This window comes from Clostridium pacaense, assembly GCF_020709765.2.
In the GTDB taxonomy this organism is placed as follows: Bacteria; Bacillota; Clostridia; order Lachnospirales; family Lachnospiraceae; genus Enterocloster; species Enterocloster hominis.
The window spans coordinates 313,351-338,114 of sequence record NZ_JAJFEB020000004.1 but is presented as its reverse complement, the minus strand read 5'-3'; the positions used below and the strand labels follow the sequence as shown (position 1 = coordinate 338,114).

Genomic DNA, 24,764 nt, shown 5'->3' with positions numbered 1-24,764 from the left:
AAAATTTTACAACTATGTTTGAAAATGTTATAATTATAAAAACCCTTTTCTATCCGTCAGTTTCATAAAGGAGGAACCTCTTTGAACTTAGAAGCCCTTATCAATCAATATTATAAAAACCTGAACAGCAATGACATGATTGTCCTGAACTACGTCATGCAGCATAAGAAGGAGTGCACGAACATGAATATCAGCCGGCTCTCATCTGAATGTTCCATCTCCACTGCTTCCATTGTCCGCACCATGAAAAAACTGGGGTTTTCGGGATATAGTGAGTTTAAATTCCTGCTGAAAGGGCAGAATCCCGGTAATATGCCCACAGAAGGCAGTAATCTGATAGAGCTTTTAGAAAAGGATATACAGGCCACCATGAAACTGATGAAGCAGGTTGATTTAAATCCGATTTTAACACTGTTATATAATGCCAAACGGATTTATGGATTTGGTATCGGCTTCCGGCAGCAGAACGCACTCCAGGATTTTGCCCATAACATGGTCTCCTGCGACAAAAGCATTTTCCTGATTCCTGCAAAACAGGAACTTGATACACAGATATCCTTTATGAAACAGGGCGATATCATACTCATCGCTTCCTATAGCGGGGATATCAAAGACTACGTTGAAAGTATACACACCCTCAAGCTGCTTGATATCCCGATTATATCCATTACTAACTTTAATAAAAATGATTTGTCCACCTTTACCCCCTATAATCTGTATTACCAGTCAACATCACTGACCCCAAACCTGAAGCCCAAAAGGATATCCTATCCCACCTTGAATATTGTTCAGGATATCCTCTATCGGGAATATGTGCGTTTTGGGCTGGAGAACAAAGAAACCACGGGGTAAAAAAAGATGGAATGCGTGTTTTTACAAACCAGCATTCCATCTTTTTATCTGACGGCACAGACCGACTTCCTTTCTATCAGTTCCCCCTTCATGAGAATACGGCTGGCGGCCGCCCCATCTTCTATCTGGTGTATCAAACACCGCACACTCTCTTCCGCCAGGCGGTCAATTGGGGCATTATAAGTAGTCAGCGGGGGAATCATGTACTCCGTCATGAATATATTATCAAACCCTGCCACGGAAACATCTCCCGGTATAGTAAACCCATTCCCACTTATCCCGCTATATATCCCAATGGCCAATATATCCAAACTTGCAAAAAATGCAGTAGGCCTGTCCTCCCTTAACATCACTTCCTGCGCACGCCTGTAAGCCTCCTCTATGGTATTGACATCATAGATAAAATATTTTTTATAGTTTTCTACCCCATATTCCTCCATGGCTCTTTTACACCCATTATACCGCTCCCTGAATCTTTGCCTGCTGAAATCCCCGAACATTCCCGCAATCTTTCTGTGCCCCATATCCAAAAGATATTTAACCATGAGATATCCACCGTATTCATTGTCTACGGAGATACAGCTGATATCCTCTGTAAAATCCCTGTTTATAAGCACGATAGGCACCTTTTTTTCCTTTTGGAAACACAGCAGATGACGGATGTCATCCTCAACGCTCATGCATAGGACCCCATCGATTCCCCGGCTCCCCAGCATTTCCAGATTCCGTTTTTCACATTCAATACTCTCATTATTATTACAAAGAATGATTGAATACCCATTCTGCGTGGCATACTTTTCAACGCTTTTCATAATCATGGGATAATACAGGCTGTTAATATCAGGAACCAGCAATGCAATGGTATACGTCCTGCCTTCCCGGAGCGCTTTTGCCATGATGCTGGGTCTGTAATTTAATTCCTCTACTGCCTTTAATACCTTTTGGCGTGTTTCTTCCTCTACGAATATCCTGTTGGACAGGGTTCTGGACACCGTGCTCGGTGACACTCCGGCTAACTTTGCAACCTCTTTGATTGTGCTCATGATCTTCCCCCTCATATTCCGGTTATACATTACTATATACCAAAACCCTTCCCTAAATCAAGCTCACATGCTGCAAAATTCACTTTTAAGGAACAATACACGTCCTAAACAGAAATACACCGCCGGTTAACACGATTGTTTCCGGCGATGTATGCATCTTATAATCCTAATTTTTTCCGGCTGAATATCCTTTCCGGCATATGGCATATACCATCCGGAATGATGGGACTGAATTCCATGTTCCGCAGAATATCGTGCTCCAAATCCATACCAGGGGCAATTTCCTTCAATACGACCCCATTGCCCGTAAGCTGGAATACGGCGCGTTCTGTTACATACATTACATCCTGCCCTCTTTGCAGCGCATATTCAGCACTGAAACTTATCTGTGCAGCCTTAACAACTGCCTTTTTTATCCGCCCCTCTTTTTTAATCTGTATCCGGCCGTCCGCGATATCACATTCCAGCCCGCCGGCTGTCAGGGTCCCTACGAATATGACCTGCTTTGCGGACTGGGATATATTGATGAACCCTCCCACCCCGTTTACACGTTCACCGAAGCGGCTGACGTTTACATTACCCTCCCGGTCAAATTCAGCAAATGATAAAACAGCAATATCCAGTCCGCCTCCATCGTACCAGTCAAACTGTGCCGGTTCCTCAAGGATTACCTCAGGATTATAGACCAGGCCGAAATTGCTGCCGGAAGCCGGAATCCCTCCTGTGATTCCCTGTTCTACGGAAAGCTTCATAAGGCCGTCCGCCCCTTCTTCCCTGATGATGGAAGCAACTCCCGCCGGCATGCCAAAGCCCAGGTTCACGACAGCATTTTCCCTGATTTCCAAGGCGGCCCGGCGGGCAATGACCTTGCGTTCATCTAAGGGCATGGGCTTTAGCTTATCCTCAAGAGAAATCCTGCACTCTCCCGACAATGCCGGATCATATCCGGTCAGAAGGGACTGGCGCTGGCCTGGGTCCTGCACGATGGCATCGATGAGGAAACCGGGAACCCGTATTAAGAGAGGGTTCAAAGTACCCTTCCTTACTATGCGCTTAACCTGTGCAATGACGATACCGCCTGAATTCTTAGCCGCCTGGGCAGCGGAAAGACTTTCCGGCAGGATTCCTTCCTGTTCAAAGGTCAGGTTTCCTTCTTCATCTGCCGTAGTGCCTCTGATAATCGTCACGTCAATGGGAAAAGAAGGATATAAAAGATACTCCTCCCCCTTGATATCCACCAGCTCCGCTAACTGTTCATGGGAACATCCGTTCATGGATCCGCCCTCGACCCTGGGGTCCACAAAGGTTCCAAGTCCGGTTTTTGTAATCACGCCGGGACGCCCACCTGCTATCTCCCTTGTCAATTGAGTCATTGTCCCCTGTGGAAGCACATACGCCTCGATTACTTCCCTTCTTGCCAGCTCCTGCATGTTCACGGACCAGGTCCAATGGCTTCCTATTACTTTCCTTACCATCCCCTCATGCGCAAAGCGGTCCACACCGCCGCCCTGTTTATCGCCAACTCCCGCACTGTGGCACAAGGTCATGCCATATGGATGTCCCGTATCCAAAAAACGCGATTCCAGCGCTTTCAGAAAATATGACGGTTCATTGATTCCTCCACCTCCCGCAGCCAGCCAGACACATGCATTGTCTTTTATAAGGGCTGCTGCCTCTGATGCGCTCATCCGCTTATCCATGGCTTTCCCCTTCCATTAATATCCGGCCAGACCGGGGAGCCACGTGCTCACTGCCGGAATAAAGGTTACCAGCATAAGCACCGCAAAAATAACTGCATAGTAAGACAGGAGAGGTTTTATGACACCTTCCAGTTTAACCTTTGCCACCTTAACACCAACAAACAGGATATTGCCAACAGGCGGGGTTATGGTTCCTATGCACAGATTATAGGTAATCATAATACCGAACTGCAGTGCGCTCATTCCAAAGGATTGGCAGATTGGCAGGAAAATAGGGGTAAAAATCAAAACTGCCGGCGTGATGTCCATGAACGTTCCCACAAACAGCAGGAAAATATTGATGATCAGTAAAATAACAACCGGACTTTTGCTGATTCCCAGCAATGCCGAGGAGATGGCCTCGGGGATTCCCGTGAATGTCATGACCCAGGCCATGATATTGGACGCCCCCACCAGGAAAATGATGATACCTGTCATCTTAGCGCTGTCTATGAGGATATGGACCAGTTCCTTCAGATCAATTGTCCTGTAAATGAAAAGGGAAAGGATGAGGCTATACGCCACTGCAATGGCGGAACCTTCCGTTGCAGTAAACACGCCTGCGATAATGCCTCCGATTACAATGATGATCAGCAACAGGCTTGGCACAGCCTGCCATACAACAATCATCGCTTCCTTAAAGGTCAGCCTGACAGAGCTTTTGTAGCCATGCTTTTTGGCGTAAAAAAATGCCACCGCCATGCATGCAGCCCCCCACAGGATGCCGGGGATATAACCTCCCATGAACAATGCAGCCACTGATGTCCCGCCGCTCACAAGGGAATATGTAATCAGCACGTTGCTGGGCGGAATAAGAAGACCTGTGGGCGCCGTGGCCACATTGACAGCCGCGGCAAAGTTATCATCATAGCCCTCTTCCTTTTCCACCGGGCCGATTATCGATCCCATGGCAGATGCCGCCGCCACACCGGAGCCTGAAATGGCTCCGAACAACATATTAGCCACTGCATTGGTATGGGCCAGGGAACCTGGGACACGTCCTGTAAGGACCTTTGCGAAGTTAATCAGCCGGATTGCGATACCGCCTTTATTCATGATATTTCCGGCTAAGATGAAAAACGGAATGGCCAACAATGTAAAAATGGATATACCGGAAAAGATACGCTGGGTGGCTGTCAGCACAGTGGCTCCAAAATTCAGTGTGGGGAGAATCGCCAGAATGGACGAGATACCCAGGGAAACCGCAATGGGGACGCCTGCAAGCAGCATGACAATTAAGACAATGGCTATGATCAGGCCTGAAAATAATGCTATACTCATATGAATTCCCTTTCTACTGTGCCTTAAGCTGCCTGCACAGGTTTGATATGTTGATGATACTGTAGATAGCTGTCAGTACCCCGCTGACAGGCATGATGCTGTACACATATCCCATAGGAATGCCTAGGGATGCCGTTACCTGGGTCATGGTAAGCCTGGTTATGGATATACCTCCATATATCAACACCAATATAGTAAATATGAGTATCACGCACTCCGTTGCCACAGCAAGCATAATCCCTTTTTTCTCCGTGAGCTTATCTGCAAAATACGCCAGGCGCATATGGTCCCGCTCCCCAAATACCAGGGTGGCGGCGAACATGGACATCCATGCAAAACTGTAGGTTAAAAGCTCTTCTGAAAATGAACTTGGATTGTTAAACACATAGCGCGTCACCACCTGATACACCGCAATCACGGTCATAAAGCTGAACATGACGGCGCACACTGCGCTCAGTATCTGGTCCATGGTTTTTTTCAACTTATTCATTCCGGCTCCTTTCTTCCCCGTCCAAAGCTGCATTCTGGATAGACTGGATTGAATCATAAATGGGCACCAGCCTGGGATTATCGTTTAACACTTCTTCATGCAAAGGCAGTACCTTCTGCCTGAACAGTTCCATATCAGTCCCGATGAACTCGACCCCCATTTCTTCCGCCTGTTTCTTTACATCCTCAATCTGTTCATCCCACGCCTGAACCTCTACCTCTGTACTGATCCTGGCCGCTTCGTCAAAGATTTTCCGCTCCTCGGGTGATAATCCCTCCAGGAACTTTAAGTTTGCCACCAGCAGGTCAGGCACGATCTGATGCTGGTTATATGTATAATATTTTGCAACTTCCCCGTGCTTCATGGTGGTAAGCGCCATCTCACTGTTTTCCGCGCCGTCAATCACTCCCTGCTGTATGGCAGTATAAACCTCCCCATAACTCATTGGCACGGCTGCCGCCCCCATTAAATCCATCATCCTGACATTTGTAGGGCTGGCCTGAACCCTGATTTTCATACCCTTTAAGTCATCCGGCGTATAAACCGGTTTTGTGGTATAAATATTCCTGACGCCCGCGGCATACCATGCCACCGCACGGAACCCGGACTCATCCGTGGATTCGTAGATACTGTTCATAAAACCGTCATCCTTCATCACAGCGTCAAATCCTTCCATGCCGCGGAACAGATAAGGAAGACTGAATATCTGATAGATATTATCAAATGTCTCCAGGTTACTTGTGCTGCTCACTACATAATCAATGGCTCCCGTCTGCACCAGCTCAATGGCCTTCTGGGAAGAGCCAAGAAGCTCATTGGGAAAAATCTGCACCTCGTATTTATCTCCCAGGTTTTTCTCTATATATTCCTTAAAAGCCAGTAAGCCGATGTTGTCAGGATGCGTCATGGGCTGTCCGTTGGATACCCTGATAATGCGTTTTCCATTTCCTATGGCCTTGCATCCGGCAAGGCTTGCCACCATTGCCATGCCCAGTATCCATACCGCCGCTGTTTTTACTACTCTCATATATCCCTCTCCTTTATACTGATTTGATCCAGATAAGTGAATCAGAGTTTCTTAATATGGAATCCGCCGTCAATATCAATATAGTTGCCTGTGCTGTAAATGAACTTTTCACTGCAGAATGCGCTGACCGCATCTGCGATATCCTGCGGCGTTCCCCATCTTGCGATAGGGAACCCCCCCTGCTCAATGAGGTCGCTATACTTCTTATGGACCACTTTTGTCATATCCGTCTCAATCACGCCCGGACGGATTTCATATACCTGTATGCCGTCAGCTGCCAGGCGGTCGGCGTACAGGGTGGTCAGCATGGCCACGCCTGCCTTTGATACGCAGTATTCCCCCCTGTTCGTGGAGGACACGGTCACGGAACTGGAACTGATATTCACGATTACGCCGCGGCGTCTCCCCTTCACCTCCTGCTTCAGCATCTGTTTTGCCACCAGCTGGGTCATGAACATGGTCCCTTTCGTATTGGTGCCCACCACATAGTCAAAGCTCTCTTCCGTCATTTCCAGCAGATCCTGGCGCACTTTTGGCGCAACACCTGCATTATTCACCAGAACATCGATATCACCGTATTTTTCTACCGTTTTTTGCAGAAACACCTCCCTGTCTTCCTGTGACGTGGTGCTTCCCTGGACATATAGGAAGTCGATTCCAAGCCGATTCAGTTCTTCCAGGCTATCCTTATAGTCCTGGGGATTGTTCACATCCAGGATGGCTATACGATAGCCGTCCAGTCCCAGCTGACGGACAATGCCGTATCCTATCCCTCTGCTTCCTCCAGTTACAATTGCTGTCTTCTTCATTGTACCTGCCTCCTTTTATTTTCTTCTTGTTCCGCCATTATGCCTCATTTCAATTCACCGGCAGTCTCCTGGGCCCAATGTTCTGCAATCATCTTAGGCGCGTAGACAAACATCATATGCATGTCCTCCGTCCCGGTATTTACCAGTCCGTGGGATTTACCGCTTTCAATATAAATGGCATCTCCTTCCTGTACCGCTTCCGTCTCGCCATCCACAGTCATTTCGCCTTGTCCTTTTAATATGGTGTAAGTCTCTACCGTCACATGATCGTGAAGCGGGATAGTGCCTCCCGGATAAATTACCACATATCCCTGGCAAAAATAATCCCCGTTGATTGCTCCGTTTTCTCCAATAACTACCCTTGTCCTTCTTCCTGCCGGAAACTCAGTTCCTTCAATCTCCGTAAACACATTTACCTTTTTCATAACTTTTATCTCCCTTCATATTTTGGCGGGCGTTTTTCAAGGAATGCTGTCAGCCCTTCAATTGCATCGTGCGTGGTATATACAAATCCAAGGGCCAGCGCATCCCTCTGGGCAATATCCGTGGGCTGTCTGTTTGCTGCATCGTATACCAGGCGTTTATCGATTTTCATGGTAATGGGCGCTTTCGACGCCAGCTCGACAGCAAGCTCCCCTGCTTTTTCCCTCATGACCGCCACATTTTCATAAACCTCCGCCACCAGGCCATAATCAAGCGCTTCCTGGGAAGTGATCATCTTGCCGCGCAGCAGCATATTCTTAGCCCTGCTTTCCCCAATCAGTCTCGGCAGGCGCAGGGTTCCTCCCCAGCCCGGAATCATACCGATATTGATTTCAGGCAGGCCGAACCTGGCATTAGCGGAACAGATCCGGATATCACAGCACATGGCGATTTCCAGACCGCCTCCCAGGCAATATCCGTTGATTGCGGCCACAACCGGAATATCCATGGTTTCAATCTTGGAAAACAGCTTATGACCAACCTCAATGGAATATCTGGATTCTTCCGGGGACATTTTCACCAGCTTTGCAATGTCGGCTCCCGCCACAAAGGATTTCTCACCGCCACCCGTAATAACCAGGCAATGAATGTCCTTATCCGCGATTACCGAATCTACCAGGGTATCCATATACTCCACAATCGGAACACTGAGGGCATTCCTGGTCTGTGGTATGTCCACGGACAATATTGCATAACCTTCCTTTTTTTCCAAACTGATTCCTTCCATCATAGTACTTAACCTCCTGTTTATAATGTAATTGGCTGCATTGCTTTTTTCGTCTTAACAATCATCTGTCCAGTCCCATGGGGCCTGTCATGAAAATCCGTTCATCCATCAGCTGCGGTTCCCGGGGCATCAGGGGCACGAAATCCATCTGCCCCAGTATATCCTTTTCCAGATTCACTCCCGGAGCGATTTCCTTTAGCACAAGACCTTCTTCCGTCATCTCAAAAACAGCCCGCTCCGTTACATAAAGTACGCTCTGTCCGGTCTCCCTTGCATAATCCCCGCTGAATGTAATGTGTTCCACATCCTTCAGGAATTTTTTATGCTTTCCCTCCTGAAGAATCTCAAGCTTCCCATCCTTTATTTCCGTTTTCAGACCGCCTGCCGTAAACGTTCCGCAGAATACACATTTTTTGGCTGTCTGGGATATGTCTATGAAGCCCCCGCAGCCTGCAATGGTGGGGCCAAACCTGCTCACATTCACATTTCCATGGCTGTCAGCCTGGGCCAGTCCAAGACAGGTCATATCAAGCCCGCCTCCGCTGTAAAAGTCGAACTGGGAAGGACCGTCAATCATTGACTCAGAGTTATAAGCCACGCCGAATATCGCCCCGCCTGCAGGCACGCCGCCGATGATTCCCTGCTCAATCGTCATCTTCACATACCCTTCAATCCCTTCTTCTGCCGCAACCCTTGCCACACCGTCCGGCATACCGAATCCAAGGTTAATCACGCTGCCCTTGCTGAGTTCCATGGCAGCCTTTCTGGCCACCACCTTACGCTGGTCTAAGGGCATGGGGACCATGCTTTCTACCGGCATCCTCACATCACCAGTCAGTGCAGGATCATATTCCCCCTCTATTGTCTGCATCTGTCCCGGATGGACCACCACCGCATCCACCAGGATTCCGGGAATCCGGACATCTTTGGGGTCCAGGGAACCTGCCTTAGCTGCATACTTCACCTGGCAGATTACAATGCCTCCGCAGTTATGTACGGCCTGGGCAATGGCCAGCGCCTCCAGATAAGCCGGTTCATAAGCCAGTGATATATTTCCTTCCTCATCACCGATACTTCCGCGGATCAGTGCAACCGTCACCGGGTAGGTTTTATAGCGCAGCCATTCCTGCCCATCCATGGTAACCAGCTCTACCAAATCCTCCTTTGTGACATCATTCAGTTTTCCTCCCGATACACGCGGATCCACAAATGTCTTAAGACCGGTCTGTGTGACCACCCCCACACGTTTTGCTGCAATCTCACGGTACTGAAGGGCTATGATTCCCTGGGGCAGGTTATATGCCTCAATCTTATTATCATTGGCCATCTGCTGCATTTTCGGTGACCATCCCCAATGTCCCCCCACTACCCGCTTAACCATCCCTTCATGGGCAAAGCGGCTGATACCGCCTCTGTCCTTATCACCAATTCCCGCAGAATGGGTAAGGGTAAGGTTCCCGGGACTGCCTTCACCTAAAAAGCGGTCCTCCAATGCCTCAAACAAAGCATCCGGTTCCATAATCCCTCCCCCGTTGCCTGATACGGCTATGCTATCACCGTCTTTAATCAGTTTTACCGCCTCTTTGGCCGACATGAATTTGCTCATCTTCTCTTTCTCCTTTCATGAAATCGTTGTCATCGCAGTGACACCAAATCCCTTATGGCTGCTTCTGCAGATAGCCAGCCCCAGCCTTATTACCTTTAAAATATTCACCTTCCCTGTACCGTTTCCATACTGCCTCAAACCAGCAGTCATCTTCCGGAATGGGCCGCACATCCCTCCAGCTTATCCTGCTTGTGTCCTGGTAATACTCCAGCTCCTGTATCAGTCCAGACATCCCATGCTGTTCCAAAAGGGAACGGAAGCATTCCGGCAGCTTCTCCGAAGGTTTATCTCCATGCTCATCGTAAATCAGATAGGACCCCCTGCTCTTACCTCCGTGGGCGATGTAATCCTCCATGGCCTCCAGGTATGCCTTCTGGCTCACAAGCAGATCCCGCAGCCTGTAGTAATGCTTTAAATCACTGGGACTATTGATACCGGAGGTTTCAATCCTCTGTCTCTGAATCCTGTTTTCCATCAGCGCTGTCCGTATTCCTTCGTAAGACCTGATATGCGCCCCATATCGGGACATCCTCATGCCCAGCGCCTTGCGTTCCTCCCTAAGATCCAATACCGCATCCTGTTTTGCCAACGCCCTGGCCCCAAACTTAATTGCAGCCAGGATCTGCCCTCCGCATAATTCCCTTATTCCCTCACCAGACAGAGGCTTTTCCTGATAACAGTGTGCAATATACGCAGCCGCCCTCATACTGCCCACCTGGCCGGAATTGAGGGCGCTTCCGCCTGGCCGGTACACGCCATGGCTTCCATTGACTTCCCCCACCGGAAAGAAATGTTTCAGGTTACTCTCCCACCACCAATTGCCGGACAGACCTCCGTTATTGTGCTGCGCGCACACTGCAATCTCCAGTTTTTCCTCATGAAGATTGATTCCGTGGCTTCGGTACAGTTCGATTGCCGCAGGGTTCATATGCTCCAGCCGTTTAATAGGCGTATCCTGCAGACCTCCGGAGCTTTCCAGATACCCATATGCCTCCGGATGCAGAAGTGCAGTCTGAAACCGTCCATCCTTCTCGCTGCAGGACGGATTCTTTCGATAATCCAGAAACACCCGTCTCCCCTTTAATGTCATCTCCTGATAAACCAGGATATCAATGAGGGAGGAACCATGGTCCCTGGTTTTTCTCGGATCAAAAGGCCACTGGTACCCTTTCAGGAAGATGGCGTACAACATATGCTCCGGGCAGTCAAAGTACCCGTCCAGAAACTCCCGTTCCCCGCTTCCATCCTGCTCCGTGGAAACATACCTTGGAATGACCTGCTGGTATGTCCCGGACAGGTTCCATCTGAACCTGGTAGATGCAATACCGAATTGTGATTCCGTCAGGTTTTTCCCTTTTGCCCCTGCTCTCAGCGCGGTTCCCAGTCCGCCAGTCTGGCTGACCGGATATACGGATGTTTCATACATCCCTGCTTCCCCGCCCGTGGCATAAACAATGTTCTCCGCGGAAAAGACAGCGTATACCTGCCCTGGCCCTGATGCCCTTACATCCACTGCAAGGACGCCCCTTGCCCGTTTCCCATCGCCTGTCTTCTCCGTCAGTATTTCAATCACCTGGTATCCGTCAAATACAGGGATGGAGTACCGTTCCACCTCATGCCACAGCGCTTCCGTCATGAATCTTGATGTCAGGGGCCCTGCTGATGTTCCCCGCCTGAATGGGTCGTGGTCTGTTTTATATCCTATGTACTCTCCTGCCCCGTTGCAGGGAAATGGCACCCCGATATCCACCAGATGGAAGAACCCCCTTACCGATAAAGCGGCTTCCACCAAAGCCAGGTCCCCATCCATAGCTTCCCCGTCAAATAGCGTCTGCGCCATCTGGCGTACGCTGTCAGCCTCCCCTGAGCAGGTGGTCATCTTGTAATAGGTCTGCTTATCTGAGCCCGTGTTCCGGGATGTTCCCATCATTTTCCCCTCAGTCACGATTGCAATGTCCTGCTGCCCCTCTTTGTAAAGCGACACCGCTGCATTCAGCCCAGCCGCCCCGCTGCCTATAATGATGGTCTGGATCCGGTGCAGCGGATAATCCTTTCCGTCCATACAGATAGTTTCCTGTTTCATCCAATTTTTCCCCTTTCTTGTGAAATCGTTTGTGCAATCGTTGTCTTTATGTTTTCAGGATATCACTTTTATTTATAAACGTCAATATCATTTTATATATTTATGCATTTTTATAAATTATGCACATTTTTTGTATTGTTTTCAACTGATTTCCTTCTAGTTTCTATGCAATATGTTTATGAAATCGTTTTCTTCGTTCTTTCATGTAACCGCATTTAACTTGTCACCTGTTCCATGCCTGCCCATTCCGCAAGGTGATTTCAAACAACCTTGAAATTTTCCATAAAGCCTGCATAACTTTTCCGGACATAAAACTGCCCTCATATAGGACTTTAATATTGCATTGTCCTATATGAGGGCAGTTTATCAGAAATCAACCACACTTAAACATTTTCTTCCCCCAGCACAAGTCTCTGCCCCCGGCTCACAGCTTCAGGATCAGCTCCGCTGCCTGTTCCGGCGAAACATCCGATACATCAATCCTGACCGTGTCTAATGTATCATACAGCCGCACCCTCTCCAGACTTCGCAAAATCACATCCGCTGTGCGGATTCCCATATCCACATCCCTCTGCAGGCGCTTTTGCAGGGCTTCCTCACTGCATATAAGTGACACGGTATGGACCGTGCATTGGGAGATATCCAACCGTGACAAAATATCATCTATGATATCCTGTTCATGCATCACCCAGCAGAATATGATATTCCCATAGGCAGGACAACGGATAAAGTTATTCAGGAGGAATGTTATATTCTCCAGTACCATTTTCTTTGTTTCCTGCGTCACCTGGAAAGGATGCATATCCCAGCACCAGTCACCGTCCAGGAAGACGCTGTCATCCAGCTTTTTCTGCAGGACCCGGCAAGTGGCTGTCTTTCCCACTCCCATGGTTCCGCCAATTATATATAGCCTTTTCATAATGCTTTTCCCTCTATTGTTCCAGTGCCATCGGATGATTTTCCATATTACAATTTCCGTATTCCATTTTCGATATCACAACTCCTCCGGCGCCGATATCTCCTTTCCAACAAGGTCAATCACGTTCTTAAATCCATCCCTGTTTTTAAGCGTTCATCCCAGTGCCCCATCCGGCCAGATACCGATAGCCCCGTCAACTCCAACGCCCCACTAAGTTCAGTTTACTATAATAAAAGTTCTGCGTCCACAACAAGAACAAACATCCAGATATAAAAATCCAGACATGGAACAGGGCAGCCACACCATACGGTGCCGCTGCCTTGGATTGATTTATAAAATGATTGATTTAAATAACCATACCCTGTCCGATGGATGCCATCCCTTTACTTCCTGTATCCGCACTTAGGGCAGACACCGTTTTCGTTTAATGCGATACCGCATAACGGACAGCGTTCAATGGTCCTGGAAGGCTGGTATTCCTGGGTTGCAGCATTGACGCCGCTGCTGAAGGTAATCTTTGCAATATTCAGCTTATCCTTCAGAAGGTCATATACAATCTTAATCATGCCTTCCACTGTCATGGTTTCTTTTGTTACCACCAGGCGGCACTCGGGATAGGCGGTGGCAAGCTCTGTCTTGAACGCCGGGCCTTTCATCTTGTTGGTCGGGGCGCCGTCCCTGATTCCCTGTTCCTCATAGACCTTGAGGATGGCGGGAAGCAGCGGGTCGTCCTCCCTTAAAATCAGTGCATGGTCAAAATTCTTCAGGACTTCCCAGGCAGTCTTCTGGATTTCATTGCATGGGAAAACCATGTTAACACCTGGTTCGATGGAATCCTCCACTTCAATGGTCAGAACCCCCGTGTGTCCGTGCAGATACTGTGCTTCTCCTTTAAACCCAAAAAACCTGTGTGCGTACTGAAGGTCGAGTGTTGTGATACTTCTCATATTTCGTCTCCTTTTCATGCGATTTATAATTTACAGGCTCCTCATCCGGGCCTGCATTCGCAGCAATTGTAGGTGGAGGGCACAGCAGGCTTTAAAACTTACGGATCATCATTTACATTCCGGGCAGATTCCCCTGAAAATAATATCACAGCCTGTAAATTCAAACCCATGGGTATCCCTGATTTTTTGATACAGATTTTCGATGACATCCATGTCCACATCAAAAACCCTTCCACACTTTTCACATAGGATATGATAATGTTCCTGACAACGGTGGTCGAAACGGTCTGCTGCTCCCGGTATCTCTATCTTCCGTATCTTCCCGATTTGGGAAAGGCGGTTCAGGTTCCGATACACGGTGCCTCTGCTTATATTGGGATATTCCCTGGCGACCTCATCATATACCTCAACCGCAGTAGCGTGACACTGCAGTTTGTTCACTGCTTCTAATACCATTGAACATTGTATTGTATTTCTGTTAATCATAATCCATTTCCTTAATAGTATTTATTACTTATTAGGATTATATCCTAATAAGAACCATATGTCAATAGTAAACTGATAGAAATAATAGTGGGCTGAATGGAAATGCATCTGGCTTACCGCCTCTTTTATCCGGTTCATTTTTCCTTCTTACCGGCGGACTTTACAAGATAGCGGAGCCATACAGCGTCCCCTGTAAGCACATCGGCGCCTTTCAGCGTAAAACCGACCGGCTCATCCGTGCTCAGTCCTTCCTTTGTCTGGAACAATGTCTGCGTCTTGGTGGAACCATCCGCACAGGGAGCGATTACCACACTGATTTCATCGCACATTCCCGCCTGGATAAAGGACCAGTTCAGCACACCTCCCCCACCCAGCATCAGTGTCTCAATTCCAAATAAATGCTTTAATTTCATCAGGGCCTCATCATAATCCAGTGTTTCTTTTCCTGCAATGATATAGGAAATACCCAGTTTCCGCAGAAATGCTTTATATGCATTGGATGCCTGTCCGGTCAGGACCTCCAGCACATGGGCGGTGGTGTCGATGTAGGCCAGCGAATTCTTTTCCCAGCCAAGTCTGCCGGACGGGTCAATGGAAACATAGTACATCGGCGCTTCTTCAGCAACAAAATCCCCCTCCGGGACCTGTGGCGCATGTTCCTCCAGGACTGGTTTGCGGTACATGGTAAAATTGTCATCCGTGGTAACCCGCCCTGACAGCCACCCCTGATGTTGATATTTGGGTTCCTTGCCAAAAGCGATTTGGTAAAAAGCATCTCCAGCCGGTCCGGATTCCGGCATTTCCATAAAATTGCCCATGATCTTGCCATCCAGCGATGTCATCATGTGGCAGAAAATATATGGTCTGTCCATTCTTAATCATCCTCCTGACGATAAAATTTTTCGTAAATTGCAGCCTGATAAGTTTCATATACAGGTTCAATCAGACTATACCACCTGGAGTCAGGTCCAAGTCAATATTTTTTAAGGTTTTTATAGGTTTTGATGTTCAAACCCCCCTATCATCCATTGTTCACGATCCGCAGGAACTCATCTGCCATTGCCTCCGGCCCTTCTTTCATACCGTTTTCCAGCCAGCAGAGCATCATGTTATAAAATGCCCCTGAAAAATAGTACAGCTCATACTTCGATATGGAACTGACCGGCATATCGCCGTGGGCTTCGATTTCGCAGTCAGTAATCACATCCAGCAGCGTGGTTGACACCTTCGCATGATGGAATGCCAAGACAAGTCCGGCATTTTCCTGATAAAAACGGAATTTATACAGCACTGCCCCGCGGCTGCGGAAATCCTCATTTGAATCCCCTTTCCCCTCATGGTAACGCAGGGCCATCTGCTGGATTCCATAGTCTATCAGTTCCTCCACGGACTTAAAGTTGCGGTAAAAGGACGCGCGGGCCACGCCTGATTTTTCAATCAGCTCAGTGACGGTTAACTTTGACCAGTCTTTATGCCCTGCAAACTCAATCAGAGCGGTAAATAAACGGTCCTTTACCCTTTTATTGGCTGCCTTTCTCTTATCCATGATACAATACGCCTCCTTTTGTCTCAGGTTGGCCAATTGACTTCAAAGCCAATTGTGATACAATATGTATCATATTAAAGCATGTCAGCTTTGTCAAGAGAAGTATATACTATCACAAATCGTTCTGCATTATATAAATGGAGGTAGATTAAATTGAAAAACAAACATATAATCCGGATTAATCCTGAAACATGCATTGGATGCGGCCTGTGCAAAAGGGATTGCCCTGCGGGCAACATCCAGATAGAAAACAAGAAGGCAAAGATTCTCACACAGTCCTGTATCATGTGCGGCCATTGCGTGGCAATCTGCCCAAAAGCCGCTGTCACCATGACGGGCTTTGACGAACCGCCAATAGAGATTGGAAAGCCAGCCACATTGAACCCACAGGAGCTGCTTGCCGCACTGAGGACACGCAGAAGCATCCGGCAATTTACAAAACAACAGGTGGAGCCTGAACTGATAGCCCAGATCATCGAGGCCGGGCGCCTGACACCTACCGGAAAGAATGCCCAGGACGTATCATATATCGTGCTGCAGGATGGAATCAATCGGTTCGAGCAACCGGCGGTACGGTTATTCCGGCGGATTCTTCCGCTCATGAAGCTGGTTAGCCCGGTGGCGAAACGGACGGTAATCGATGAGCATTTCTTCTTTAAGAAAGCCCCTGCAGCCATAGCCATTGTATCACGCGGCCAGATAAACGGCGCCCTTGCCGCCGCTGACATGGCGCTTATGGCTGAGTCCTGCGGTTTAGGCGTGTTATACAGCGGTTTTTTCTCCATGGCCGCAAACCACTCCCGTTCTTTGCGCAGGATGCTTGGATTAAAGCGCGGGGAAAAGGTTGTCATGACATTGGTTCTAGGCTATTCCGGCGTAACCTATCACCAGACCGCACAAAAGGAGGCTGCTTCCGTACGGCATTTTCATTTCAAAATGTCCAAATAAATGATATAATGGGAAAATAGTTTTATTTATCCGAACCATTTAGTTGAGGTCGTGTGAAAATAAAAAGCAGAAAGGGCGTAAAAGCATGGAACGATTAGAAAAACTCAGCGATAGGATCAGCAGGTTTAACAAGGATAGGGATTGGAATCAGTTTCATACGCCATCCAACCTTGCAAAATCGATTGTCATTGAAGCAGGTGAACTGTTAGAGTGTTTTCAATGGAATGATACTGAATTTAACCGTTCAGATGTTTTGGAAGAATTGGCCGATGTTACAAATTACTGTATTCAGATGTCACAGGTTCTGGGTGTGGATCTGATTGATATCGTAAATGCAAAAATGGACAAGACTGAAAAGAAATATCCTGTGGACAAGGCAAAAGGTATATCCACAAAATATGATAAACTGTAATAGCCGGAGGAATATCAATGGCCAAATATAATGTAATCAATTTAAAAATAAAAAATGGGGAACTGATAGATTTAGCAGAAAAAAGTGATGCGGAGCAGAAGGCGCTGCGGCTTCAAAATGCTATTTATATCTACCATGGAACGAAACCTCAGAAGGTCTATATCGGTCAGACCATCCATTTCCTTGACAGGCATAAGCAGCATTATTGCGGGAATGAGGAAAAGTTTAACAACGCAGATTTTAATCAGGTCATTGTGATTTTCTCACAATACTTTAACCGGTCTGCACTAGATGATGTTGAAAGCCAGCTGATTACTTATTTTACAGCAGATTACGCTAAAATATCAAAAAATACCGTTGAATTCGATCAGGATGAAGTAATTAACAGGACTGGCGGCAACAGTGTAAACGAGTATTATGGAAGAGAAAATGTTGCATCGCAGGTTGTCCTTCCGTTGTGGGAAACCACACTCTTTCCCAAAGGATGGGTGACCACACCGACACTGGATGAACTAAGGACACGGGAGCTTGTTAAGTATAGCCCCATAAAAATCCTAACAGACGAGCAGGGTGCCCTGATCAGTGAGATCCTGCATGATCATGATAAAAATTATGTCATTAATGGAGATGCAGGCACGGGAAAGACTGTACTTCTTACACATTTGGCCGCCAGTGCTTTAAATAACCGTCCAGATGCCAGAATAGGCGTGGTAGTGCAGCCAAACTGGGAAAAGACCGGTTCCGCCATCTTTAAAGTGTATGGAATGAACTCCAGCCGCTTATCCGTACTGACATCAACCAAACTGATTACATCCCAGGAAAGATACGATATCATCATTGTAGATGAGTCGCACAAAATGTCCAGAAAATATGGCAAACAGCATCCGTCTTTCAATGCGGTTTATAACATCCCGGAATTCAGCGATTGCTCCTCACATCTTGAAATCCTTCAAAGACTGGGAAAACAAGTCATTCTCATGTATGATGTGCTGCAGGTTATCCGCCCCGCCAATGTTACCAGAGAGATGTTTCAGAGCTTGACTGCAAACTATGAACGGAAATTTTTGACGACCCAGTTCCGGATTAATGCCCCAAAAGGAAAAGCATACACTTCAGACGACTATATAAATGGCATAAAGTATCTTCTTTATAAAGATACCGGACTTCTGGATTCAACACTTACAAACTTCAATCCCGATTTTAACAGGGAGCTGTTTCGTGACAGCAGCCCCGATGCATATTTTGGTTATTTTACCGAGCAGCCTCTTCATCATCTTATTGATTGGCTGGATGAGGATATGAACTTCAATCCTGAACATATCAACAGAATACTGGCTGGCCTGGCTGAGGATTGGAGACAAAGCGACGGCAAGGACCCCAGCATTAAACACTGGTATGAAGGGGATATTGCCCGCAGATGGAATTCTACGCAGGAAAACTGGATTAACAGCAAAGATGCCGATGCGCAGGATCAGATAGGCTCTGTTTTTGCAGTGCAGGGCATCGATTTAAACAAGGTTGGCGTTTTGATTGGCAATGACCTTCAGGTAGATACATATGGCAGGCTTGTCGGCAATCCAGATAATTTCTATAACACCAACGGGACGTTTACAGCGGAAGAAATGGATATTAAGGAAAACAGATTTGAATTCACTCTTTTTGTGCTGAATATCTATTATGTTCTTTTAACCAGAGGCATTGATGGGATCCGTCTGGGTTTTTGGCATAATGATGCGTTTCAAGATTACATGGAGAAAGCTCTGGAGATTAAATAGAGCCTGAACATGGCTGCAGAACAATTTAAATCATTTTGGAGAGAACAATGGAAGCTGTCAAAATATCTGAGGTAATTAAATTAACTGGTGAAGAGCTGGCAGATAAGCTATGGGCGGATGTACATGAAAAGGTACCTGTTGATCGCAGTGATAGCGAGTACAGATCATGGAAGCAGTCGCTGCCTAAGCTTATTAAGGTTGTAAACGATGCCGGATTGGGTAACCTTATGCTGGCTGCCGAATACAAGCTTCCTACAGGCGGCCGGATTGATGCGATGCTGCTCGGTTATTCGGCGGCGGAACATACACCGTTGGCGGTTATTGTGGAAATAAAGCAATGGAGTAAAGAAAAAATCGCAATAAAAGACAGGGGATTCACTGTAATACATGTACAAAACGATGGTCAGGGATATCCTTCCATCCACCCGATCTGCCAAACCAATGAATATATAAAATATATGAACCGTAATCATGGCAGTGTTCTCGATGGCAATCTTTCAGTAACGGCTTGTCAGTATCTTTTTAACTTTGATGCAACGTACAAGGAGGAACTATTTGAAGGTGATTTTGGGAAATACCGCCATGATCAGGATAAGATGTTCTGCATGGGAGAAGAAGGCAGATTCCATGAGTTTTTAAAGCACTTATTCTCTGATGAAGAAAAGGATTGTTCTGAGGCAGTAAGCGTTCTTTTTGAGGACAACTACAGGATAACGGATCTGGACATGGAGGTTTTCAAGGACATTACAAACAGGCCGGAAAGCATTCGCTTGATTGAGGATCAGATTAATTGCATGGAATGTGTCAATATGTCAATTGACAGGCTGCTTGCCGGCACATTGGACAGAAAGCAGATGTTTATTGTAACGGGTGCAGCAGGAACGGGAAAAACAATTGTAGGCTTTAAACTGATCAGTGATTATTGTCAGGCTGTCCGTGAAAGGCGGCTAAATACAGAATATAAATGTGCCTATACATTACCCCGGAGCAGGACAATAAAGGCTGTCCTGGATGGCATAGGCGGAGGCCTGCAAACGGTATTTCTAAACAACCTTAAAGGCAGCTTTGAATTACTGGTTGTGGATGAAGCACATAGGGTAACGGATTTCGACCGGAAAAAAGGCGGGACCGGCCATATACTGAATCAGGCAAACATTGTTGTTGTGTTACAGGATGATAACCAGCGGGTGCTTGGAAATGAAATAGGAACGCTGGACAACTACAGAAGGTTTGCAAAAGAAAATGGCTTTACGGTCCAAATCTTTGGTTTAAAGCTCCAAAAGAGAGCTGGCTTTGGTGGCTATGTCGATCATATTGACCGGCTTATATATGGCGGGGAAGCAATATCATGTCCTAAAGATAACGGGCTGCAGATTCAGGTCTGTGAAACACTAAAGGATATGGAAACCGCGGTAAGCGAACGGCACCAGAGCGAAAACAGCATAAAATATTATGCATCCTATTGTTGGGAATGGAAGAGCCGTAATGATAGTAATGCCGTGGATATCAGTATTACTGAAGGTGATTATACGTTTCAGAAACAATGGAATCCATACACCGCCGAAGAACAGTTCCGCTGGTACACGGACTCCATTGACAAAGTAGGATGTATCTACACTGCACAAGGCCTGGGATATGACTATATTGCCTTAATCTGGTGGGATGACCTGAGATGGGACTGCACTCAAAACAAATGGATTGTTAACTTAGATAAGGTGACAAGATTCGATTCACAGCTCAGGTCCACCATCAGGAACCATTCGGTAAACTATGACTATCTTATGAAAAACATTTACCGGGTTCTTCTGACACGGGCGAAAAAAGGGATATATATCTGGTTCAAGGACCAGGATACGAAAAAGCATTTTGAAGAAGTAGTTTTGCCCGGCAATGCCTAGAGCATGTCTGACCCAGGTTATCCGATTCTCAGGAGGCGGCCTCTATCATCCCAAGGCCGCCTTGCCAAAAGCCGGATGTAATTATAGTTCGTTAATTGTTTCAGTCACAGTCATGTCCCGTATTCTTTTAGCCGGGGCATAAACAGCCGCCGACGCTGCAAAAGCAACAAATAGGAGGATGACCGCCAGTGATTGCCACGGCAAACTCCATACCGCATAGGGAAAGTGGGCGGAAATAAGAAAGCCATATAGCATCCTGCTGAACGGCAGACCAATTGCACAGCCAATCCCGCCGCCCCAAAAGGCATAGGTCAATGCCTCCGCAAAAATCATTTTCGTGATCTGGTGTCCGTCCATTCCCACTGCCCGCATAGCGCCGTATTGTTTGGTTTTGGCCGCCACACTCATTGAAATGCTATTCGCGATATTTAACAGCGTAACCAATGTAATTATTCCTAAAAAGCAACCGATACAGAACACAAACGCAAGATACGTGCCCGATGTGCGCTGGTCCCGCTTATCACTGAACCGGCAGCCGCTCCCCACCGCTGCACTGCGGAGCGCAGACACATCTTCGTCCGTTGCATGGGAAGCTGTCTGTATCATAATGAGTGAGTATCCGGATATCCCGGTCATACGGGTAAAGGTCTCGCCGGAAGTAATCAGTGTGATTTTTCCATCTGTAAGGCCATTACTGCTGAATGGGTCATATTTCAGTAAACCGGCAATCTCAATTTCTTCCTCCCCCACAAGGATTCTATCACCAATTCCCCATGGGCTGTCTTTATCCCATGTTGCAACCGCATAGCTGCTGTTCCCATAGATTTTAGAAAGATTGCTGCCACGGCGGAGAGCGCCATCCTTTTTCAGACAATCCAGATCAAAACCGTCGAAGGAAACAAGGTCAACCGTACCGGAAACCAATGTTCCTCCCTTCCCCTCTGCCGGAATATCAAAACTGCTGCGGCGTCCATACACCTGTTTTACACCGCTCATTCCCCGAAGCGTTTCCGCCAGTCTGCTGTCAATGGAATCCAAGCCGTCACTGCTTGTAATATCAATATCTGAAGCGGCTGCCGATTGGGGCATGAGATGATTGACAAATTCAATCAATACCGTGAAGCTTAAAAACAGGATAATACTAAGGGCAAAGGAACCTGTCATTAAAAACAGGTTTTTCTTTGCAGAAACAGCATGGTGGATACCAAGTGCTGTTTCTATTTTGATAAAGCCGGTATGGACCGGATGATTCTTCATTTTCCCATTATCCGGGTTTCCAGAGACAGCCGTGACAGGAGATACTTTTGCAGCCTGCCGTGCCGGGGACCTTGCCGCCAGCAGCACCGTGACAACTCCCATCACGATGCCGCTGACGATTCCAGTTACACTGATACCGAAAAGCGGGATACCGGAGAATTCTTCTCCGACAGCATACCGCAACACACCGCACAGGATCCAGGTTGCCGAAACACCAAGGGCAAGTCCTATGGGGACTGCTGTTTTACACCAGTTTAACGCTTCCAGATGCACGAACCGGATAATCTGTTTCCTGCTCATTCCAATACAGCGCATCATTCCAAAGAATTTTGTCCTCTGCGCCACGCTGCTATTGATACTGCTGGAAATCATCAATACGCCTGCGGATAAAATCAGCAGGAACAGGATTCCGGCGCTTAGCATGAGCGTTTGTCCCATGGCGCTGTTAAACAGGACAGATATGGAAAATCCGTCATGTTTATCCGCAAGCCTTGCCTGTTCCATCCTTGCCCCCATTTCCGCCATGCTGAACACGGAAGTTACCATGAATACAGCAAAAATGATACAAAGCAGCGTCATCCGGTTCTGCCTTCGGTGTACCTTTGCAGAGATTGGGATTAAACTTAAATAGCTCTTCATTCCCGGCACCTCCCAAAATCGGTCAGCACTCCGTCCGACACCTGCAATATCCGGTCTGCGGTCCGGGCGATACTGCGGCTATGGGTAATCATCATGATGGTCTGCTCGTATTTTTTGGATGCCTCTTTTAACAGTGAGATTACTTCACCGGTATTCTGCGTATCCAAATTTCCGGTCGGCTCATCTGCCAGGATCAAGGAGGGGCGGGTAATCAGTGCACGCCCAATCGCCACACGCTGCTGCTGGCCGCCGGATAGCTGGCTGGGAAGATGATTCCGCCGCTCCTTCAGGTTCAGGACCGTCAAAAGCTCTTCCAGATATTTTTTGTTGGGCTTCTGGTAGTCCAGCAGGACCGGGAAAATGATGTTCTGCTCAACCGTCAGTTCCGGGATCAGATTGAACGACTGGAAAATAAAACCGATGTTCCTGCGCCGGAACACCGTAAGCTCCCGGTCCTGCATGGAGAAAATATCTTTGCCGTCAATGCAGACCTTGCCGGAAGTGGGTGTGTCCAATGCCCCCAGCAGATTCAACAGCGTGCTTTTCCCGGAGCCGGATTCCCCCACAACCGCAACAAACTCTCCCTTCGGTACGGAAAAGCTGGCAGCTTTTAAGGCGTGAACAGCAATATCCCCAGTACCATAGGTTTTAGATAGTGATTGAACCTCTAACAGATTCATGTCATGAACACCTCTTCCTTTAACTGATACCCAAAGATTACCACCGCCGCCTTACTGTGATATTACTGTAATGCTACAATTTTGTAGGAATCAGGAAGCTGATACGGAACACCGTGCCCTCCTCCAGCCCGCTTTCAACTTCAATGGTGCCGTCATGTGCTTCGATGATTGCCTTTGCCAAAGGAAGGCCCAGGCCAATGCCCTGGGTATCCTGTGAGAAACGGCTCCGGTAAAACCGTTTGAAAATGTGGTGTAAATCCTCCGGATGGATGCCACAGCCTGTATCTTCCACTTTGATCTGAATGATGGGCGCGGACTGTTCCCATCCAATCCGGATGGAATCCCCCTCTTTCGTGTGGTCAAAGGCGTTTTTGACAATATTGCTGATTGCTTCCATCAGCCAATCCCGGTCGCAGGGAAACATGATGGGTCCCTTTCCGGAGAGAATAAGTCTTTTGTGTTCCAGACTGGCACGATAGGAAAAATGAAGCCCTATGTCCTTCATCATATCAGAAATATCCTGGGGCGTCTTTTCCATTTCCAGCGTCCCTGCGTCCAGACGTGTGATTTTAAGCAGATTTTGTACCAGTGTCTCAATCCGGTCAAGCTCCTGCTCGGACAGTTCTGCGAACGCTTTAATTTCCGGCAGGTCTCCTGCTTCATTTTGCAGAAGCCCGTTATAGACATTCAATGCCGCCAGAGGGGTCTTGAGCTGATGGGAGATATCGGATATGGTGTCCTTCAAAAACGCTTTGTCCTTCATCCCATTGACAGCATGGGCGTTTAATACCGCTGCCATTGTATTGATTTCATGGAACAGGCGGTATAATTCCCCCTCATGGTTACAATCGATACGGGCCTCCGCATGGCCATCAAGAAAAGCTTCCATCTGATGGACCGCATGTTCCATGATCCTGTCCTGGCGGATTAAGTACCGGACATATATTGTCAGCACACAGGCCGCCAGAAGCAGGAACAGGATAAAAAATGCCATGGACAGCTCTTTGCAGTATACCCATAGTAAGGCTTCCCCGGATGCAGCAAACAGGAGCAGGACGGCAATGACAGCGCCGATAAACCGTTTATTTTCTTCATTCACAAATAGCTTCATGGCATC

The 24,764-nt window shown here is 47.4% G+C and carries 23 protein-coding genes; 5 read left to right on the top strand and 18 right to left on the bottom strand.

Annotation, left to right across the window (positions count from 1 at the left end; genetic code table 11):
- The first annotated feature begins 81 nt into the window (after nucleotides 1–81).
- Nucleotides 82–852, top strand: coding sequence for a MurR/RpiR family transcriptional regulator (locus tag LK536_RS39720; protein WP_227795414.1), 771 nt, complete (start codon nucleotides 82–84; stop codon nucleotides 850–852).
- A 44-nt stretch (nucleotides 853–896) separates the two neighbouring features.
- On the opposite strand, the gene LK536_RS39715 is transcribed toward LK536_RS39720, so the two are convergent.
- The 15 genes from LK536_RS39715 to LK536_RS39645 all read right to left on the bottom strand — a co-directional run bounded on the left by LK536_RS39715 (nucleotide 897) and on the right by LK536_RS39645 (nucleotide 16,038).
- Nucleotides 897–1,895 carry a LacI family DNA-binding transcriptional regulator gene (locus LK536_RS39715; RefSeq protein ID WP_227795415.1) on the bottom strand — a complete coding sequence of 333 codons (999 nt, stop codon included), beginning with the start codon at nucleotides 1,893–1,895 and terminating at the stop codon, nucleotides 897–899.
- A 158-nt stretch (nucleotides 1,896–2,053) separates the two neighbouring features.
- Entirely contained in the window at nucleotides 2,054–3,595 is a 1,542-nt protein-coding gene (locus tag LK536_RS39710; RefSeq protein ID WP_227795416.1) for an acyl CoA:acetate/3-ketoacid CoA transferase, read from the bottom strand.
- Nucleotides 3,596–3,610: 15 nt separating this feature from the next.
- Nucleotides 3,611–4,915 carry a TRAP transporter large permease gene (locus tag LK536_RS39705; protein WP_008717315.1) on the bottom strand — a complete coding sequence of 435 codons (1,305 nt, stop codon included), beginning with the start codon at nucleotides 4,913–4,915 and terminating at the stop codon, nucleotides 3,611–3,613.
- A gap of 13 nt (nucleotides 4,916–4,928) precedes the next feature.
- Nucleotides 4,929–5,405 carry a TRAP transporter small permease gene (locus LK536_RS39700; RefSeq protein WP_040379608.1) on the bottom strand — a complete coding sequence of 159 codons (477 nt, stop codon included), beginning with the start codon at nucleotides 5,403–5,405 and terminating at the stop codon, nucleotides 4,929–4,931.
- Nucleotides 5,398–6,432: a TRAP transporter substrate-binding protein gene (locus tag LK536_RS39695; protein WP_008717318.1), complete on the bottom strand. Its 1,035-nt coding sequence runs from the start codon at nucleotides 6,430–6,432 to the stop codon at nucleotides 5,398–5,400. Before LK536_RS39695 ends, LK536_RS39700 begins: the two co-directional genes overlap by 8 nt.
- Before the next feature lie 41 nt (nucleotides 6,433–6,473).
- Nucleotides 6,474–7,241 carry a 3-ketoacyl-ACP reductase gene (locus LK536_RS39690; RefSeq protein WP_227795417.1) on the bottom strand — a complete coding sequence of 256 codons (768 nt, stop codon included), beginning with the start codon at nucleotides 7,239–7,241 and terminating at the stop codon, nucleotides 6,474–6,476.
- A 44-nt stretch (nucleotides 7,242–7,285) separates the two neighbouring features.
- Nucleotides 7,286–7,666: a cupin domain-containing protein gene (locus LK536_RS39685; protein WP_227795418.1), complete on the bottom strand. Its 381-nt coding sequence runs from the start codon at nucleotides 7,664–7,666 to the stop codon at nucleotides 7,286–7,288.
- Nucleotides 7,667–7,671: 5 nt separating this feature from the next.
- Nucleotides 7,672–8,454: an enoyl-CoA hydratase/isomerase family protein gene (locus tag LK536_RS39680; RefSeq protein ID WP_008717321.1), complete on the bottom strand. Its 783-nt coding sequence runs from the start codon at nucleotides 8,452–8,454 to the stop codon at nucleotides 7,672–7,674.
- A 58-nt stretch (nucleotides 8,455–8,512) separates the two neighbouring features.
- The gene (locus LK536_RS39675; RefSeq protein WP_227795419.1) at nucleotides 8,513–10,057 is read right to left on the bottom strand and encodes an acyl CoA:acetate/3-ketoacid CoA transferase; all 1,545 of its coding nucleotides are present in this window, start codon (nucleotides 10,055–10,057) and stop codon (nucleotides 8,513–8,515) included.
- A 52-nt stretch (nucleotides 10,058–10,109) separates the two neighbouring features.
- Nucleotides 10,110–12,140: an FAD-binding protein gene (locus LK536_RS39670; RefSeq protein WP_227795420.1), complete on the bottom strand. Its 2,031-nt coding sequence runs from the start codon at nucleotides 12,138–12,140 to the stop codon at nucleotides 10,110–10,112.
- A 424-nt stretch (nucleotides 12,141–12,564) separates the two neighbouring features.
- Nucleotides 12,565–13,059, bottom strand: coding sequence for an ATP-binding protein (locus tag LK536_RS39665; protein ID WP_008717329.1), 495 nt, complete (start codon nucleotides 13,057–13,059; stop codon nucleotides 12,565–12,567).
- Between the two features lie 383 nt (nucleotides 13,060–13,442).
- Entirely contained in the window at nucleotides 13,443–14,006 is a 564-nt protein-coding gene (locus LK536_RS39660; protein WP_008717331.1) for a 6-pyruvoyl trahydropterin synthase family protein, read from the bottom strand.
- Nucleotides 14,007–14,114: 108 nt separating this feature from the next.
- Nucleotides 14,115–14,492 (bottom strand): Fur family transcriptional regulator, encoded by a 378-nt coding sequence (locus LK536_RS39655; protein WP_227795421.1) that lies wholly within the window; start codon nucleotides 14,490–14,492, stop codon nucleotides 14,115–14,117.
- 134 nt (nucleotides 14,493–14,626) lie between these two features.
- Nucleotides 14,627–15,364, bottom strand: a complete 738-nt coding sequence (locus LK536_RS39650) for a dihydrofolate reductase family protein (RefSeq protein WP_227795422.1) — start codon at nucleotides 15,362–15,364, stop codon at nucleotides 14,627–14,629.
- A gap of 149 nt (nucleotides 15,365–15,513) precedes the next feature.
- Nucleotides 15,514–16,038 (bottom strand): TetR/AcrR family transcriptional regulator, encoded by a 525-nt coding sequence (locus LK536_RS39645; protein WP_227795423.1) that lies wholly within the window; start codon nucleotides 16,036–16,038, stop codon nucleotides 15,514–15,516.
- Nucleotides 16,039–16,191: 153 nt separating this feature from the next.
- Between LK536_RS39645 and LK536_RS39640 the strand changes: the two genes are divergently transcribed.
- The 4 genes from LK536_RS39640 to LK536_RS39625 all read left to right on the top strand — a co-directional run bounded on the left by LK536_RS39640 (nucleotide 16,192) and on the right by LK536_RS39625 (nucleotide 21,071).
- On the top strand, nucleotides 16,192–16,986 hold the full coding sequence (locus tag LK536_RS39640) for a nitroreductase family protein (protein WP_227795424.1): 795 nt from the start codon (nucleotides 16,192–16,194) through the stop codon (nucleotides 16,984–16,986).
- An 85-nt stretch (nucleotides 16,987–17,071) separates the two neighbouring features.
- Entirely contained in the window at nucleotides 17,072–17,398 is a 327-nt protein-coding gene (locus LK536_RS39635) for a nucleotide pyrophosphohydrolase (protein WP_227795425.1), read from the top strand.
- A gap of 17 nt (nucleotides 17,399–17,415) precedes the next feature.
- Complete coding sequence (locus tag LK536_RS39630) at nucleotides 17,416–19,173, top strand: DUF2075 domain-containing protein (RefSeq protein ID WP_227795426.1); 1,758 nt, start codon at nucleotides 17,416–17,418, stop codon at nucleotides 19,171–19,173.
- Between the two features lie 47 nt (nucleotides 19,174–19,220).
- Nucleotides 19,221–21,071, top strand: a complete 1,851-nt coding sequence (locus LK536_RS39625; RefSeq protein ID WP_227795427.1) for a DNA/RNA helicase domain-containing protein — start codon at nucleotides 19,221–19,223, stop codon at nucleotides 21,069–21,071.
- An 81-nt stretch (nucleotides 21,072–21,152) separates the two neighbouring features.
- Here the strand turns inward: LK536_RS39625 and LK536_RS39620 are convergent, their stop codons facing one another.
- The 3 genes from LK536_RS39620 to LK536_RS39610 all read right to left on the bottom strand — a co-directional run bounded on the left by LK536_RS39620 (nucleotide 21,153) and on the right by LK536_RS39610 (nucleotide 24,758).
- The gene (locus tag LK536_RS39620) at nucleotides 21,153–22,967 is read right to left on the bottom strand and encodes an ABC transporter permease (protein WP_227795428.1); all 1,815 of its coding nucleotides are present in this window, start codon (nucleotides 22,965–22,967) and stop codon (nucleotides 21,153–21,155) included.
- Nucleotides 22,964–23,647 carry an ABC transporter ATP-binding protein gene (locus LK536_RS39615; RefSeq protein WP_008717383.1) on the bottom strand — a complete coding sequence of 228 codons (684 nt, stop codon included), beginning with the start codon at nucleotides 23,645–23,647 and terminating at the stop codon, nucleotides 22,964–22,966. The genes LK536_RS39620 and LK536_RS39615 overlap by 4 nt, the downstream gene beginning before the upstream one ends.
- Nucleotides 23,648–23,720: 73 nt before the next feature.
- Nucleotides 23,721–24,758 (bottom strand): sensor histidine kinase, encoded by a 1,038-nt coding sequence (locus tag LK536_RS39610; RefSeq protein ID WP_227795429.1) that lies wholly within the window; start codon nucleotides 24,756–24,758, stop codon nucleotides 23,721–23,723.
- Between the last annotated feature and the right edge of the window lie 6 nt (nucleotides 24,759–24,764).